Annotated in this window: 11 protein-coding genes; 7 read left to right on the top strand and 4 right to left on the bottom strand. The window is 67.5% G+C overall.

All coding sequences use genetic code 11. The features are described from left to right. The first annotated feature begins 56 nt into the window (after nt 1-56). The 3 genes from prpD to C3E79_RS02505 are packed head-to-tail and all read left to right on the top strand — an operon-like array spanning nt 57 to nt 3,650. Nucleotides 57-1,568: a 2-methylcitrate dehydratase PrpD gene (prpD, locus tag C3E79_RS02495; protein WP_108403487.1), complete on the top strand. Its 1,512-nt coding sequence runs from the start codon at nt 57-59 to the stop codon at nt 1,566-1,568. Beyond that, complete coding sequence (gene prpB, locus C3E79_RS02500) at nt 1,568-2,491, top strand: methylisocitrate lyase (protein ID WP_108403488.1); 924 nt, start codon at nt 1,568-1,570, stop codon at nt 2,489-2,491. The genes prpD and prpB overlap by 1 nt, the downstream gene beginning before the upstream one ends. A gap of 10 nt (nt 2,492-2,501) precedes the next feature. Beyond that, the gene (locus C3E79_RS02505; RefSeq protein ID WP_108403489.1) at nt 2,502-3,650 is read left to right on the top strand and encodes a bifunctional 2-methylcitrate synthase/citrate synthase; all 1,149 of its coding nucleotides are present in this window, start codon (nt 2,502-2,504) and stop codon (nt 3,648-3,650) included. 89 nt (nt 3,651-3,739) lie between these two features. Here C3E79_RS02505 and C3E79_RS02510 read toward each other — a convergent pair whose 3' ends face one another. Continuing rightward, nucleotides 3,740-5,086 carry a M20 metallopeptidase family protein gene (locus C3E79_RS02510; protein ID WP_108403490.1) on the bottom strand — a complete coding sequence of 449 codons (1,347 nt, stop codon included), beginning with the start codon at nt 5,084-5,086 and terminating at the stop codon, nt 3,740-3,742. A gap of 150 nt (nt 5,087-5,236) precedes the next feature. Here C3E79_RS02510 and C3E79_RS02515 point away from each other — a divergent pair, with 150 nt between their 5' ends. Both C3E79_RS02515 and C3E79_RS02520 read left to right on the top strand, forming a co-directional pair. Further along, nucleotides 5,237-8,647, top strand: a complete 3,411-nt coding sequence (locus C3E79_RS02515; RefSeq protein ID WP_108403491.1) for a pyruvate carboxylase — start codon at nt 5,237-5,239, stop codon at nt 8,645-8,647. Continuing rightward, on the top strand, nt 8,647-9,420 hold the full coding sequence (locus tag C3E79_RS02520; RefSeq protein WP_108403492.1) for a trypsin-like serine protease: 774 nt from the start codon (nt 8,647-8,649) through the stop codon (nt 9,418-9,420). The genes C3E79_RS02515 and C3E79_RS02520 overlap by 1 nt, the downstream gene beginning before the upstream one ends. On the opposite strand, the gene C3E79_RS02525 is transcribed toward C3E79_RS02520, so the two are convergent. Both C3E79_RS02525 and C3E79_RS02530 read right to left on the bottom strand, forming a co-directional pair. Then, a complete protein-coding gene (locus C3E79_RS02525) occupies nt 9,381-11,141 on the bottom strand; it encodes an acetyl-CoA carboxylase biotin carboxylase subunit (RefSeq protein WP_108403493.1) in 1,761 nt (586 codons plus the stop codon). The genes C3E79_RS02520 and C3E79_RS02525 overlap by 40 nt on opposite strands. A gap of 146 nt (nt 11,142-11,287) precedes the next feature. Then, entirely contained in the window at nt 11,288-12,139 is an 852-nt protein-coding gene (locus C3E79_RS02530; protein ID WP_108403494.1) for a sulfurtransferase, read from the bottom strand. A gap of 182 nt (nt 12,140-12,321) precedes the next feature. Here C3E79_RS02530 and C3E79_RS02535 point away from each other — a divergent pair, with 182 nt between their 5' ends. Both C3E79_RS02535 and C3E79_RS02540 read left to right on the top strand, forming a co-directional pair. After that, entirely contained in the window at nt 12,322-13,386 is a 1,065-nt protein-coding gene (locus tag C3E79_RS02535) for a Cj0069 family protein (protein WP_108403495.1), read from the top strand. 31 nt (nt 13,387-13,417) lie between these two features. Then, nucleotides 13,418-15,115, top strand: coding sequence for a cation:proton antiporter (locus C3E79_RS02540; protein ID WP_108403496.1), 1,698 nt, complete (start codon nt 13,418-13,420; stop codon nt 15,113-15,115). A gap of 7 nt (nt 15,116-15,122) precedes the next feature. Here C3E79_RS02540 and C3E79_RS02545 read toward each other — a convergent pair whose 3' ends face one another. Further along, nucleotides 15,123-15,521, bottom strand: a complete 399-nt coding sequence (locus C3E79_RS02545) for a DUF3151 domain-containing protein (protein ID WP_108403497.1) — start codon at nt 15,519-15,521, stop codon at nt 15,123-15,125.

The raw sequence follows: 15,521 nt of genomic DNA on the forward strand, positions 1-15,521 counted from the left end.
TTTGATTACCTACTATGAGGAAGACTATCTAGCCCCAGATGTGAGGAGAACCACGCATGATCGACCACGAAGTTCGCACCCGCCGGTCCGCCGAGGAGTTCCCCGTCGAGGAACACCTGGCCTACAAGGTGGCCAAGGTCGCCGCCGACCCGGTCGAGGTCCCGGAGGATACCAAGGAGATGATCATCAACAGGATCATCGACAACGCCTCCGTCGCCGTCGCCTCGTATGCGCGCCGCCCCGTCACCTCCGCGCGCGTCATGGCGCAGGCCCACCCCGTCGACAAGGGCGGCGCCCCTGTCTTCGGCATCGACGGCCGCTACTCCGCCGAGTGGGCGGCGCTGGCCAACGGCACCGCCGTGCGCGAGCTGGACTACCACGACACCTTCCTCGCCGCCGAGTACTCACACCCGGGCGATAACATCCCGCCGATCCTCGCCGTCGCCCAGCACAAGGGGCTGGGTGGCAAGGCGCTCATCCGCGGCATCGCCACCGGCTACGAGATCCAGGTCAACCTGGTCAAGGGCATCTCCCTGCACGAGTTCAAGATCGACCACGTCGCCCACCTCGGCCCTTCGGTCGCCGCCGGCATCGGTACCATGCTCGACCTCGATGTGGAGACCATTTACCAGGCCGTGGGCCAGGCGCTGCACACCACCACCGCCACGCGCCAGTCCCGCAAGGGGCTGATCTCCTCGTGGAAGGCCTACGCCCCGGCGTTCGCAGGGAAGATGGCCATCGAGTCCGTCGACCGCGCGATGCGCGGCGAGGGCGCCCCGGCCCCGATCTGGGAGGGCGAGGACGGCGTCATCGCCTGGCTGCTGCACTCCCCGGAGCGCACCTACATCGTGCCGCTGCCTGCAGACGGCGAGGAAAAGCGGGCGATCCTGGAGACCTACACCAAGGAGCACTCCGCTGAGTACCAGGCGCAGGCCCCGATCGACCTGGCCCGCCGCATGAAGGCCACCATCGCAGACGCAGGTAAGACCACCGCGGAGATCGAATCGATCGTCTTGCACACCTCGCACCACACGCACTACGTCATCGGCACCGGCGCGAACGACCCGCAGAAGATGGACCCGACGGCCTCGCGCGAGACGCTCGACCACTCGATTATGTACATGTTCGCCGTGGCGCTGGAGGATGGCACCTGGCACCACATCGACTCCTACACCCCGGAGCGCGCCGGCAGGCCGGAGACCGTGGCGCTGTGGCACAAGATCTCCACCGTCGAGGACCCGGAGTGGACCCGCCGCTACCACTCCACCGACCCGAACGAGAAGGCGTTCGGCGCCAAGGCCGTCATCACCTTCGCAGACGGTTCGGTGATCCAGGACGAGCTCGCGGTTGCTGACGCCCACCCGCTCGGCGCCCGCCCGTTCGGCCGCGAGGACTACATCGCGAAGTTCCGCACACTGGCCGCCGGCATCGTCGCCGAGGAGGAGCAGGAGCGCTTCCTCGCCGCAGTCCAGGACCTGGAGAACCTCACCGACTTGAGCGAGCTCAACGTTCGCGTCACGGACGAAGCCGCGTCGAAGGCCCCGACCACCCCGGAGGGGATCTTCTGATGTTTACCCCGGAGGTCACGGCCCACGGGCGTCGCCAAGCGCTGCGCGAGTCGCTCGCCTCTGAGACGATCACGAAGCTGCCCGGCGCGTTCTCGCCGCTCGTGGCCAGGCTCATCGAGGACATCGGCGGGTTCGAGGGTGTCTACGTCTCCGGCGCGGTGGTGGCCAACGACTTGGGCCTGCCCGACATCGGGCTGACAACGCTGACCGAGGTGGCCGCCCGCTCGCGCCAGATCGCGCGCGTGACCACCCTGCCCGTGCTTGTCGACGCCGACACCGGCTTCGGCGAGCCCATGAGCGCGGCGCGCACCGTCGCCGAGTTCGAGGCGGCCGGCGTGGCCGCGCTCCACCTAGAGGACCAGGTGAACCCGAAGCGCTGCGGCCACCTGGACGGCAAGGAAGTGGTCCCGCGGGACCTCATGCTGCGGCGCATCACTGCCGCGGTGCGCGAACGCAGCGATGACGCCTTCGTGATCTGCGCGCGTACCGACGCCGCCGGGATCGAGGGCATCGATGCGGCGATCGAGCGCGCCAAGGCGTACGCGGACGCCGGAGCCGACCTCATCTTCACCGAGGCGCTGTATTCGGAGGCGGACTTTGAGAAGTTCCGCGCCGCGGTCGACGTGCCGCTCCTGGCCAACATGACGGAGTTTGGCAAGACCGACCTCATCCCGGCCGGGCGGCTCGAGGAGATCGGCTACAACGCCGTGATCTGGCCGGTGACCACCTTCCGCGTCGCGATGGGCCAGACCGAGGCGATGTTGCGCGAGATCGCCCAGACAGGCACCCAGGAGCCCTGGCTGGACCGCATGCAGCACCGCTCCCGCCTGTACGAGCTCGTGCGTTACGACGAATACAACCAGTTCGACCAGTCGGTGTTTACCTACAGCGCCGAGACCTATTCCAAGACTTTTGAGAACTAAGGAGTCCACCATGACCGACCAAGAAGTGCGCAAGGGCCTCTACGGCGTCGTCGCCGACTACACCAAGATTTCCAAGGTCAACCCCGAAACCAACTCGCTGCTCTACCAGGGCTACCCGGTCCACGAGCTCGCCGAGCGGGCCTCCTTCGAGGAGGTCGCCCTGCTGCTGTGGAACGGCGAGCTGCCGACCGCCGACGAACTTGCCGAGTTCCGCTCCGTCACCGCCGCGCGGCGTGGCCTGGATCAGGCGCTTATCGACGTCATTCTGGCCATGCCGACCGACTGCCACCCCATGGACGTCCTGCGCACCGCGGTGTCCTTCATCGGCGCGAACGACCCGGAGAAGTTCACCGTGGACGCGGCCCACATCCGCGATGCGGCCACGACGCTTTTTGCCAAGCTGCCGACCATCGTCGCCCTCGACATCCGGCGCCGCCGCGGGGAGGGCTACATCGAGCCGGACCCCGCCAAGGGGTACTCGGAGAACTTCCTGTGGATGGTCTTCGGCGATGGTGAGGGGTCCCCGGCCACGGTTGCCTCGGATATCGAGGCGTTTGAGAAGTCGATGGTGCTCTACGCCGAGCACTCGTTCAACGCCTCGACGTTTACCGCGCGCGTGATTACCTCGACGAACTCGGACACCTACTCGGCTGTGGCGGGTGCGATTGGTGCGTTGAAGGGCCCGTTGCATGGCGGTGCGAACGAGTTTGTCATGCACAACTTCGTGGAGGTGGGTGACCCGGCCAACGCGGAGGCGTGGACGCTGGACAAGCTCAGTAAGAAGGAGCTTGTTATGGGCTTCGGGCACCGCGTGTACAAGAAGGGTGATTCGCGTGTGCCGACGATGGAGGCTTGTTTTAAGAAGCTTGCTTCCGAGCATCCGGAGAAGGACTCTGCGAAGTGGGTCGAGATCTACGACATCATGGCCAAGACCATGTATGACAACACCTCGATCCACATCATGCCGAACCTGGATTTCCCGGCCGGGCCGGCCTATTACATCCTCGGTTTTGATATCGAGTTCTTCACCCCGCTGTTCGTCATGTCGCGGATTACCGGGTGGACCGCGCACATTATCGAGCAGTTTGAAAACCCGACGATTATTCGCCCCCTGGCCGCCTACAACGGGCCGGACGAGCGGCACGTGCCGCAGCGGTAGGGCTGAGCCTCAACTCGGACGCCTCAACTCGTGCACATTCCCCCTCAACCCGGAGCGTGTTCGGGGTATCCGGGTTGAGGCATGCGGGTTTAGGCGTTGTCCTCGGTGCCCTCCACCTCGGCGTTGAGTTCGCCCATCAGGTGGTCCACCGCGACGTGCGCGTGGAGGCGCACCCCGTAGACGAGTGCGTCGTCGTTGACGTAGAACTTCGGGCTGTGGTTGGGCACGAGCCCGCGGGAATCCTCGCTGGTCTTCTCGATTGTCCCGTCGGCACCAAGGCGCACGTCCTGGCCGCCGAGGAGTGCGTAGACGCCGCCGAAGCGGGCGATGAACTCGGAGACGTCGTCGTAACCCATCGCCGCGGGGAGCTGGACCACCGGGTTGTCCCCGGCGACTCGCTCGTACGTGGGCAAGATGGCGTCGATCCACTCGGGCGCGTTGACCACCGGCGGGACCTGGTCGAAAAACTCGACCGTGCCGGTGCACCCGTGGGCGGCGGCGAGGTGTTCGACGTAGCGAGCGATGCGCTCGTTGATGTCCTCGACAACCTCGGTGGTCAGGGAGCGCACCGTGCCCCAGATCTCCACCTGGTTGCCCACGATGTTGAAGCGGCCCTGGTCGACGACGTGCCCCAGCGAGACGGTGAAGCGTTCCTTGACGTCGATTTGGCGGTAGATCTGGCCGATGTTGCTCAAAATATCGCCCACGGCCGGCATGGGGTCGATGCCCTGCCAGGGGGTGGAGCCGTGGACTTGCTCGCCGGTGACGGTGATCTTCACCGTCTCGGAGGCGGCGTTTTGGATGCCGCGGCCGTAACCAATGAAGCCCACCGGGCCGGGGCCGATGTGGATGCCGAAGGCCATCGACGGCGCGGCGTCGAGTAGGCCTTGCTCCTCCATGTCTTGGATCATGAGGTCGGCTCCGCCGTCCTCGCCAAGCGGCGGGCCCTCTTCCGCGGGTTGGAAGACGAGCATGATGTCGCCGTGGATAGCATCGCGGAGGTCGAAGAGGACCTTTGCCGCGCCCAGCAGCATGGCCACATGGGTGTCGTGGCCGCAGGCGTGGGCGATGGGAAAGGGGCCACCGGGATAGTCGCTGTCGACCTGTTCGGAGGCGAAGTCCTCGCCGGAGTTCTCCTTGACCGGGAGCGCGTCGATATCAGCACGCAACAAGACGGTGCGCGCACTGCCCTCGCCTTCGGCACGACCGCGGATGAAGGCAACGACGCCGTGGCCGGCCAGGCCCGTGGTGATCTCGCGCTCGTCGATGCCGATCTCGTTCAGGCGCTCGACGATATAGGCGGCCGTTTCCGATTCGCGGTTGGAAAGCTCCGGGTATTGGTGCACGTGGTGGCGCCATTCAACGACGGAGTCGTTGATGTCGCGGGCTGCGTTATCGATGGCGTCGTAAAGCGACGCGAGGTCATGCTGGCTCACGGTGGTCCTGCCTTCTTGTCTGTGGGAAGTTCTCACAGTCAACTCTACGCGCGGGCGTGCTGGCGGTGGGGCGAAAATCCGCGGCCTCAATCCGCAGACAACCACTAGGATGATGAGGTAGTCAAACCCCAACCGGGAAAGGACCGTGCCATGCCTGGCCCATTGCCTAACTTTTCTAAGGTGCTCGTTGCCAACCGCGGCGAGATCGCGGTGCGCGCGTTCCGCGCCGCGTTCGAGACCGGGGCGAAGACGGTTGCCGTCTACCCGCGCGAGGACCGCAACTCTTTCCATCGCCCGTTCGCCGACGAGGCAGTCCAAATCGGCACCGAGGGCCAGCCTGTGCGCGCCTACCTCGACATCGACGAAATCATCGAGGCGGCGAAGAAGACCGGGGCGGACGCGATCTACCCCGGATACGGGTTCCTCTCGGAGCGCGCCGACCTCGCCAGGGCGTGCCGCGAGGCCGGGATCACGTTCATCGGCCCGTCGCCGGAGACCTTAGACCTGACGGGGGATAAGGCGGAGGCAACGCGGGCGGCCGAGCGGGCGGGGCTGCCGACGCTAAAGGACTCCGAGCCCTCCGACGATCCCGCCACGATTGCCGCCTACGCCGAGGAGTTCGACTTCCCGGTCTTTATCAAGGCGGTCGCAGGCGGCGGTGGCCGCGGGATGCGGTTCGTGGAGCGCAGGCAGGACGTCGAAAAGCTTGCCGCGGAGGCCTCGCGCGAGGCGGAAGCCGCGTTCGGCGACGCCCGCGTCTACGTCGAGCAGGCGGTGATCAGTCCGCAGCACATCGAGGTGCAGATCCTCGCGGACTCCCACGGCAACGTCATGCACCTCTTCGAGCGCGATTGCTCGCTGCAGCGCCGTCACCAAAAGGTCGTCGAGATCGCGCCGGCCCAGCACATCACGCCCGCGCAGCGCGAGGCGATCTGCGCAGACGCCGTGAAGTTCTGCCAGTCGATCAACTACGAGGGCGCGGGCACGGTGGAGTTTCTTGTCGACGAAGAAGGAAACCACGTCTTCATCGAGATGAACCCGCGCGTCCAGGTCGAGCACACGGTGACGGAGGAGGTCACCGGCGTCGACATCGTGCGCTCCCAGCTCTACATCGCCGCCGGTGCCTCGCTGGAAGACCTCGGGCTGAGCCAGGATGAGGTCTCGCTCACCGGTGCGGCCTTGCAATGCCGCATTACCACGGAGGACCCCTCCAACGGCTTCCGCCCGGACTCCGGCCGGATCACCAGCTACCGCTCCCCGGGCGGGGCGGGCGTGCGTCTCGACGGCTCCGTGAGCGTGGGCACCGAGATCACCCCGAGCTTTGATTCGCTCCTAGTGAAGATGACCTGCCGCGGCAAGGATTTCCACGTTGCCGTCGACCGCGCACTGCGCGCGCTCAACGAGTTCACCGTCACCGGCGTGTCCACCAACATCGCCTTTTTGCGCCTGCTGCTCTCCGAGCCGGATTTCCGCTACAAGCGCATCAACACGAGCTTTATCCCGGACCATCCGCAGCTGCTGGAAACCCCCGCCGCGCCCGACGAGGTGGGCCGAATTCTGGATTACGTCGCCTCGGTGACGGTGAACCAGCCCAACGGCCCGCGCCCGACCGACATCGCCCCGTCGAAGAAGCTCCCCGAACTCGACTACGGCGAGACCCCGCGGGGCTCGCGCGACGATCTCCTCGAGCTCGGGCCGAAGAAGTGGGCGGAGAAGCTGCGCGCTCAGACGGCCCTCGGCGTGACCGAGACAACCTTCCGCGACGCGCACCAATCGCTGCTTGCCACCCGCATTCGCACCAACACGCTGGTCGCCGCGGCGAAGCACGTCGGCCACCTCACCCCGCAGCTGGTCTCCGTCGAGGCCTGGGGCGGGGCGACCTTCGACGTGGCCATGCGCTTCCTCCACGAGTCGCCCTGGATGCGTCTCGACGAAATCCGCGAAGCCCTGCCGAACGTAAACATCCAGATGCTCCTGCGCGGGCGCAACACCGTCGGCTACACCCCCTACCCGGACAGCGTGACCAGGGCGTTCGTCGTCGAGGCGGCGCGCAGCGGCATCGACATCTTCCGCATCTTCGACGCGCTTAACGACGTCACCCAGATGCGCCCTGCCATCGACGCAGTGCTGGAGACGGGCACCACCGTCGCCGAGGTTGCCATGGCGTATTCGGGTAACCTCCTCGACCCGGCCGAGGACCTCTACACACTGGACTACTACCTACGCCTGGCCGAGCAGATCGTCGAGACCGGGGCCCACGTGCTCGCGATTAAGGACATGGCGGGGCTTTTGCGCCCGGCCGCGGCCGCGAAGCTCGTCACCGCCCTGCGCGAGCGTTTCGATCTGCCGGTGCACGTGCACACCCACGACACCGCCGGCGGCCAGCTGGCCACCTACCTCGCGGCTGCGGCCGCCGGCGCCGATGCGGTCGATGTTGCCTCGGCCCCGTTGGCGGGCACGACCTCGCAGCCTTCCATGTCGGCGCTCGTGGCCGCTTTCGCCCACACCGAGCGCGATACCGGCATCTCGCTCGAGGCCGTATTCGACCTCGAGCCCTACTGGGAGGCGGTGCGCCAGGTCTACGCTCCCTTCGAATCCGGCATCCCGGGCCCGACGGGCCGGGTATACAAGCACGAAATCCCCGGCGGGCAACTGTCCAACCTGCGCACGCAGGCCGTCGCACTGGGCCTGGGGGACCGCTTCGAGCTCATTGAGGACACCTACGCCGGGGTCAACGAGATCCTCGGCCGCCCCACCAAGGTCACCCCGTCGTCTAAGGTCGTCGGCGACCTCGCCCTGCACCTAGTGGGGGTGGGCGTGGACCCCCAGACGTTCGCGGAAAACCCGCGCAAGTTCGACATCCCCGATTCCGTCATCGGCTTCCTCCAAGGCGAGCTCGGCACCCCGCCCGGCGGGTGGCCGCTGCTGCGAGACAAGGCGCTGGCGGACCGCCAGGTGATCAACCGCACCGTCGAGGTGCCCGCCGAGCTCGCGGCCGATTTGGACTCCGCTGATGCGCAGGTGCGCCGCGCGGCGCTGAACAAGCTGCTCTTCCCGAAGCAGTACGAGGAATACCTCGAGCACCGCCGCACCTTCGGCATCACCGACCAGCTCTCCGATAAGACGTTCTTCTACGGGTTAGTCGAGGGTGAGGAGAACCTCATCTACTACGGCGAGGTCGGCGAGGATAAGACGCCGCTGGTCGTGCGCCTCGAGGCGATCGGTGACGTCGACGACAAGGGGATGCGCCAGGTCATCCTCACCGTTAACGGGCAGGTCCGCCCGCTGCGCGTGCGCGACGAGTCCGCGGAGTCCTCCGTTGCTGAGGTGGAAAAGGCCGATAGCTCCAACCCGGGCCACGTCGCCGCGCCGTTTGCCGGCGTCGTGACTGTCACGGTGGGGGTGGGCGATGAAGTCTCCGAGGGAGATCAGGTCGCCTCCATCGAAGCGATGAAAATGGAGGCGGCGATCTCGGCGCCGCGCTCCGGTGTGGTCGAGCGGGTCGCCCTCAAGCAGGCGACAAAGGTTGAGGGCGGCGACCTCGTCCTTGTCATCTCATGATGGGCGCCTGGCTCTCTTCGCTGCTCTCCGCCTGCCTGATTGCCTCCTCGACGGTGCCCGCCCCGACCCACGACGGGGTGCCTGAGCCTGCTGATCCTGCCCAAGAGCAGGTGAGCGTGGCGCAGGGCGCCGCAATCCTCATCGAGTCCGGCGGCGAGGTCTCAGCCTGCACGGTGGGCTACAACGACGGGGCGGTGAGCTACACCGCGGCGCACTGTGTGCCCAGCGTGCCCAGCGTGCCCAGCGGTGCGGATTCCGCGCGGGTGGCACTGTGGGACCCGGCGACGGGGGAGATGCGATCCGACTGGGTGGGCACCATCGCCTCCGCCCCGGGATTTGCCGGGCGTGCGAACGACTTTGCCACGATCACGTGGGGCCCGGGTATAAAGGCCGGCCCGAACGATATCACGGGCGAGGCGCGCCTCGACCCAGGCGAGGTCGAGGCGGGGGAGACAGTGTGCTACGCCGGCTCGCTCTCCCACCCCGGAGGGGGAGCAACCTGTGGGAAGGCCGCCGGCACGATCAACAACACCGTCTACTTCGCTGGAGAGACAAGTCACCCTGGCGATTCCGGCGGCCCCGTGTGGGTGCCCGGGCGCGGGTTCTTAGGCGTCCTCTCCGGCTACATCATGGCAACCGAGCAGGCCCCGGCCGAGGAGCGGCTCAACGCCGCGGCGGCGCCGGAGGTGGGGGCGCCGATTTCACCGCAGCGTGAGCGCGAGCTGCTGGAGAGTTACTTGATCTCCATGAGGACCGCGCCCTTGTTCACCTGACCGCCCTCCACGGCTGCCAGGCCGGTCACGGTGCCGGATTTGTGCGCCTTGACGGGGTTTTCCATCTTCATCGCCTCGAGCACCACCACGACGTCGCCCTCGGAGACCTCGTCGCCTTCGGAGACGTTGACCTTGATCACGGTGCCCTGCATGGGTGCGGCGATGGCGTCGCCCGAGCCGGCGACCTTGGATCCTGCCGCGCGGCGCTTTTTCGGCCTGCGCTTCGGGGCCTCGCCGAAGACGAGGGAGGCCGGCAGCGCCACCTCGATGCGACGGCCGTTGACCTCGACGGCGAAAGTGCGCTTTGCACCGGCGTCCCCCTCTGCCTCGGCATCGCCGTCGGCGGGGGAGTAGGGCTCGATCCCCCCGGCCCACTCCTGCTCGATCCAGCGGGTGTAGACGTCGAAGGATTCTCCGTCGCCGATAAACGCCGGGTCGGAGAGCACCGCCTGGTGGAAGGGGATAACAGTGGGCAGCCCGCGCACGGTGTATTCCGCGAGCGCGCGGCGGGCGCGCTCGATCGCCTCGGCGCGGGTTTCGCCGGAGACGATGAGCTTGGCCAGCATGGAGTCGAACTGACCGCCGACGACGGAGCCTTCGCGCACGCCCGAGTCCACCCGCACGCCCGGGCCGGCCGGTTCAGCGTAGGCGGTAATCGTCCCCGGCGCGGGCATGAAGTTCGCCCCGGCGTCCTCGCCGTTGATGCGGAATTCGATGGCGTGTCCGCGGGGAGCCGGGTCTTCGGTCAGGCGCAGCTTCTCGCCCTGGGCGATGCGGAACTGCTCGCGCACGAGGTCGATGCCCGCGGTGACCTCGGTGACGGGGTGTTCGACCTGGAGGCGGGTGTTGACCTCCAAAAACGAGATAAGCCCGTCCGCGCCGACGAGATATTCCACCGTGCCGGCGCCATAGTAGCCCGCCTCGCGGCAGATCGCCTTGGCGGAAGAGTGGATGCGGCTGCGCTGCTCGTCGGTAAGGAAAGGGGCGGGCGCTTCCTCGACGAGCTTTTGAAAGCGTCGCTGCAGCGAGCAGTCGCGGGTTCCCACGACGACGACGTTGCCGTGCTGATCCGCCAGCACCTGCGCCTCGACGTGGCGGGCCTTGTCCAGGTAGCGCTCGACGAAGCACTCGCCGCGGCCGAACGCGGCGACCGCCTCGCGGGTGGCCGACTCGAACAATTCCGGGATCTCCTCGCGGGTGTAGGCGACCTTCATGCCGCGTCCGCCGCCGCCGAAGGCTGCCTTGATGGCCACGGGCAGGCCGTGGGCGTCGGCGAAGGCTAGGACCTCCTCCGCGTCTGCCACCGGGTCTTTCGTGCCGGGGGCCATGGGGGCGCCGGCGGCCTGCGCGATGTGGCGGGCGGTGACCTTGTCGCCGAGCGCGGCGATGGACTCGGGCGAGGGGCCGATCCAGGTCAGGCCGGCGTCGATGACGCGCTGGGCAAACTCGGCGTTTTCGGACAAGAAACCGTAGCCCGGGTGCACCGCGTCCGCCCCGGAATCGGCCGCGGCCTTGAGGATCTTGTCGATGTCGAGGTAGGACTCGGCCGCGGTGGTGCCGCCGATGGCGAACGCCTCGTCGGCGAGCTCGACAAACGGGGCGGAAGCATCGGGCTCAGCGTAGATGGCCACGGAGCTCAGGCCCGCGTCTTTGGCGGCGCGGATGACGCGCACCGCGATCTCGCCGCGGTTTGCTATCAAGACCTTCTTTAACTGAGTCACGGTAGGGTATCCGTCCTTTGCTCTTGCTCTTCGACTGTTACTATCCGGCTACTTATATCCGTTCCGGGTGCCAATGCTACAGCCCGGGCGCGTGGGGGAGGACGCTTAGTACCTAAAAACCTACCACTTCGTAGGTTGAGGGGGTTCTACCGCGCCGCGCGCTCGACGGGGACGCCGACGAGGTTTCCCCATTCGGCCCACGAGCCGTCGTAGAGCGAGGCCTGCTCGAAGCCCAGCGCGTAGCGCAAGACGTACCAGGTCAGTGCCGCCGCCGATCCGAGGTTGCAGTAGGTGGTCACGGGCAAGGCAGGGTCGAACCCGCCGTAGACGTGCTCGAGCTCCGCGCGGGATTTCAGCAGCGAGTTCGGATACGTGGCGCTGCCCCAGGCGACGTTGACTGCCCCGGGGATATGACCGCTGCGCAGCGTCGTGAGCTCCGGGTCGGTCCCGGCGAAGTCGGCGGGCAATCGGGCGTCGATAAGCTGCGCGGGCACCTCGCGGCGCAGCGTATCGACGAACGTGCGAATCCGCCCCTCCTCGCGCTCGACGATGGGGTAATCCGTCGCCGCGGTCTCGGGCACGGCGAAAGAGGTGTCGCGCTCCTCGCCCATCCACGCGTCGCGCCCGCCGTCGAGCAGCCGCACATCCGGGTGGCCGAAGAGCTCGAACACCCAGGCGGTATAGGCGGCCCAGCAGTTCGCGCTGTCTCCGTAGACCACCACGGTGTCCTCCCGCGAGATCCCGCGCTCGCTCATGAGCCGGGCGAAGCTCGCCCCGTCGATGAAATCGCGCCGCACAAGGTCGTTGAGGTCGCGGTGCCAGTCAATGCGCACCGCGCCCGGGATGTGCCCGATGTCGTAGAGGAAAGCGTCGCCGTCAGACTCGACGACCGTCAGCCCGCGCGCGCCGAGGCGGGCGGAGAGCCAGGACGCGGAGACAAACTTTTCCGGGTGCGCGAACTCCTGAAAGAGGGGGGCAGGGTCGAGTTCGATTCCCATCTGTGGGTACCTTTCCACGGGTGCGTGCATTCCCCACCCACACTACCCGCGGGTGAGCGCGGCCCCCTGGTGCGACCCCGTGTGTGACATTGGCCACTTCGTGGACGCTCGCCAGGCACGTACCCGAGGTTAGCCCTATGGTCAGAGGCGAACCCAGGCACCCGCGACAGGAGAGAGAAAAAATGCACAAAGCAATCGTCGTCTTCGAGGTCGAAGGCGGATCCGACAAGCACTTCAACGGCCACCGCAAAGACACCATGCCCATCGTGGAAGCAATTAAGGAAAAGGGCTGGCACGCAGAGGTCGTCTTCTACCGCGCCGAATGGGCCGAGGACTTGTACACCTACGTCTCCGAGAACTTCGACGCCTATATCTCCCGCGTCAACCCGGGCAACATCCCCGGCGGCGAGAAAGGCTACTTCGAGCTTCTCACCCGCCTGTCAGAGGCCGGCCTGGTGGGCATGTCCACCCCGCAGGAGATGATCTCCTACGGCGCAAAGGACGCACTAGTCAAGCTCAACAACACCGACCTCGTCCCCTCGGATACCGCCGCCTACTACGACGTGGAGTCCTTCCACAACACCTTCCCCACCTCGCTGTCCTACGGCGAGCGCGTGCTCAAGCAGAACCGCGGCTCCACCGGATCCGGTATCTGGCGCGTCCGCCTCGCCGACGCCGATGCGGCCGCCGCCGTCGAGCCCGGCACCGCCCTGCCGCTCGATACCAAGCTCAAGTGCACCGAGGCCGTGGACAACCACACCGAGGACCGCGAGCTCGGCGAGTTCATGGACTTCTGCGACCAGTACATCGTCGGCGACAACGGCATGATCGTGGACATGCGCTTCATGCCGCGCATCGTCGAGGGCGAGATCCGCATCCTGCTGGTCGGCCCGCACCCGGTCTTCGTCGTGCACAAGAAGCCCGCAGAGGGCGGCGACGCCTTCTCCGCGACCCTGTTCTCCGGTGCGACGTACACCTACAACAAGCCCGAGGAGTGGCAGGAGCTTATCGACATGTTCGCCGAGGCCCGCCCCGTCATCGCCGAGAACCTCGGCGGCGACAACATCCCGCTGATCTGGACCGCGGACTTCATGCTTGCTGACGACGACGCCACCGGCAAGGACACCTACGTCCTCGGCGAGATCAACTGCTCCTGCGTGGGCTTTACCTCCGAGCTCGACATGGGCATCCAGGAGCTCGTGGCCGCGGAGGCCATCAAGCGCGTCGAAGACAAGCACAACGCCTAAACCCCGGCGGGGGCGGCGGTAAGGTGCGTGCGTGGCACTCATCACCTTTCTCGTCGTCATCGCCCTCGTCGTCATCGCCTTCGCCGAGCCGCTCAGCCAGCGCCTCGGCCTCGTCGCCCCGGTCATCCTGCTGGTGATCGGGGCGGCGGTGGCGTACCTGCCGCAGGTCCCCGAGATCGGCATCGAACCCGACATCATCCTGCAGCTCATCCTCCCGCCGCTGCTCTTCGCCACCGCCATGCGGATGCCGCAGCACGATTTCCGACGCAACTTCAGCGCGATCTTCATCCTCGCCGTCGTGCTCGTTGGAGCGACGGCGCTCGCCGTCGGTGTGGTCATCCACGCCCTCGTTCCCGAGATCCCCGTCGTCTTCGCCGTTGCCGTGGGCGCGGTGGTCAGCCCGTCCGACGCGGTCGCCGTGGGGATCGTCCGGCGCGCCGGGGTGAGCCGCCGGATCATCGCCATCCTGGACGGGGAGGGACTCATCAACGACGCCTCCGCACTCGTCTTGCTCTCTACCGCCCTGCTCGCCGCCCAGGGCTCCGTCTCCGCCGGCGAGGTCGCGGCGGACTTCCTCTGGGCAGTCATCGGCGCCGTTGCTATCGGCTACGCCGTCGGGCGGGCGTTCATGTTCCTGCGCACGCTGCTGCCGCACCCGACGTCGAGCACGGTGCTCTCCCTAGCGATCCCGTTCGCCTCCTACCTGCCCGCCGAGGAGCTCGGCTCCTCCGGCCTCGTGGCCACCGTCGTCGCCGGGCTGGTGGCCTCGGAGGCCTCCGCCCGGCTGCTCCACCCGGCCACCCGCATCTCCGATGCCCGGACCTGGGACACGGTGGGCCTTATCTTAGAATCGCTCGTCTTCGTCCTCATGGGCCTGCAGATGCCGCACCTCGTCGCGCACGCCCACGTGACGGGCTACACCCCGCTCTTCGCCCTCGGCGTGGCCCTGGCGGCGTGGGCCACGGTGCTCCTCGTGCGCGCAGCCACCGTCTTCCCGCTCGTGGCCTACCTCGGCGGCCGAGCGCTGCCGAGCTCCGAGCTGGCCGGCCGGATCGAGTCCGTGCTCTCGCGGGAGCCGGAGACGAGGCGCACGCGAGAGATCCGGAAACTCTCCGACGATGCCTATTTCTCCCTCCAAGCACTGGGCCCGCGCGCCGGGGGTGTGCTCGTGTGGGCTGGGATGCGCGGGGCTGTGACGCTGGCTGCGGCGCAGACATTGCCCCACGACACGCCGGCCCGCGGGTTCTTGGTTCTCGTCGCGTTCTTCGTTGCCGCGGTCTCGCTCGCTGGGCAGGGGGCGAGCCTTGGGTGGGTCGTCGACACGCTGCGCCCAGGTAAAGACCATCCCAGCTCGCCGCAGCTGCGCGCCCGCATCCGCGAGCAAATGCGCGCCGCGGCGCTAGGCGTTGAGGTGCCGCAGCGGTTGCGCAGCATGCTCGAGGACGCGGGCATCAAGGCCGGCGACATCCCGCGGGCCTCCCTCATAGACATCGACAACGCGGTGCGCGGCCTGGCCCGCAGCGACGCGGAGCTGCTCGGGGAGATGCGGGCCTACGCCGCGGCGCGCATCGGGGCGCAGCGCGAGGCGTTGCTGGGGGCGCGCGATTCCGGGGTGATCGACGCCGTGGACTTCGACCGCGAGCTCGGCGCGCTCGACGCCCAGCAGCTCGCTGTCGAGGCGCTGGCGAAGGAGAGCGCGCGCCACCGGCAGGGCGGGGAGGCGCGCTAGCGGGGGGCTAGCCCAGCAGCGTATCGACGCTCCCCGGATCCGCGTCCGAGAGCATCTGGCGGCAGCGGTCGTACTCGGCCGTCTCGCCGATCTTCTGCGAGGCAAGAGCCAGAGTGGCGATAGCCTCGAGCACTGGCCGGTTCGGCTCGTGGCTGTAGGGCACCGGCCCCCAGCCCTTCCACCCGTTCGCGCGCAGCCGGTCGAGGGAGCGGTGGTAGCCGGTGCGTGCGTAGGCGTAGGCGACGAGATCGTCGCCGCCGTTGAGCTCGCGCGAGGCGCGGGCGGCCCACACGGCGGGGGAGTCGGGGTGGGAGCGCGCCGTGGCATCCTCAAGCAGGTCCTCTCCGGCGGCCGGGTCCTCCGGGAGGTGGAGCGGCGGCGGGGCAAGCAGGTCGTCGAACTTCAT

Source organism: Corynebacterium liangguodongii (genome assembly GCF_003070865.1).
GTDB classification, from domain to species: Bacteria; Actinomycetota; Actinomycetes; order Mycobacteriales; family Mycobacteriaceae; genus Corynebacterium; species Corynebacterium liangguodongii.

Bases quoted from the DNA above. Each gene is read 5' to 3' on its own strand.
- prpD (WP_108403487.1), top strand. From the start codon at position 57: ATGATCGACCACGAAGTTCGCACCCGCCGGTCCGCCGAGGAGTTCCCC.
- prpB (WP_108403488.1), top strand. From the start codon at position 1,568: ATGTTTACCCCGGAGGTCACGGCCCACGGGCGTCGCCAAGCGCTGCGC.
- C3E79_RS02505 (WP_108403489.1), top strand. From the start codon at position 2,502: ATGACCGACCAAGAAGTGCGCAAGGGCCTCTACGGCGTCGTCGCCGAC.
- C3E79_RS02515 (WP_108403491.1), top strand. From the start codon at position 5,237: ATGCCTGGCCCATTGCCTAACTTTTCTAAGGTGCTCGTTGCCAACCGC.
- C3E79_RS02520 (WP_108403492.1), top strand. From the start codon at position 8,647: ATGGGCGCCTGGCTCTCTTCGCTGCTCTCCGCCTGCCTGATTGCCTCC.
- C3E79_RS02530 (WP_108403494.1), bottom strand. From the start codon at position 12,139: ATGGGAATCGAACTCGACCCTGCCCCCCTCTTTCAGGAGTTCGCGCAC.
- C3E79_RS02535 (WP_108403495.1), top strand. From the start codon at position 12,322: ATGCACAAAGCAATCGTCGTCTTCGAGGTCGAAGGCGGATCCGACAAG.
- C3E79_RS02545 (WP_108403497.1), bottom strand. From the start codon at position 15,521: ATGAAGTTCGACGACCTGCTTGCCCCGCCGCCGCTCCACCTCCCGGAG.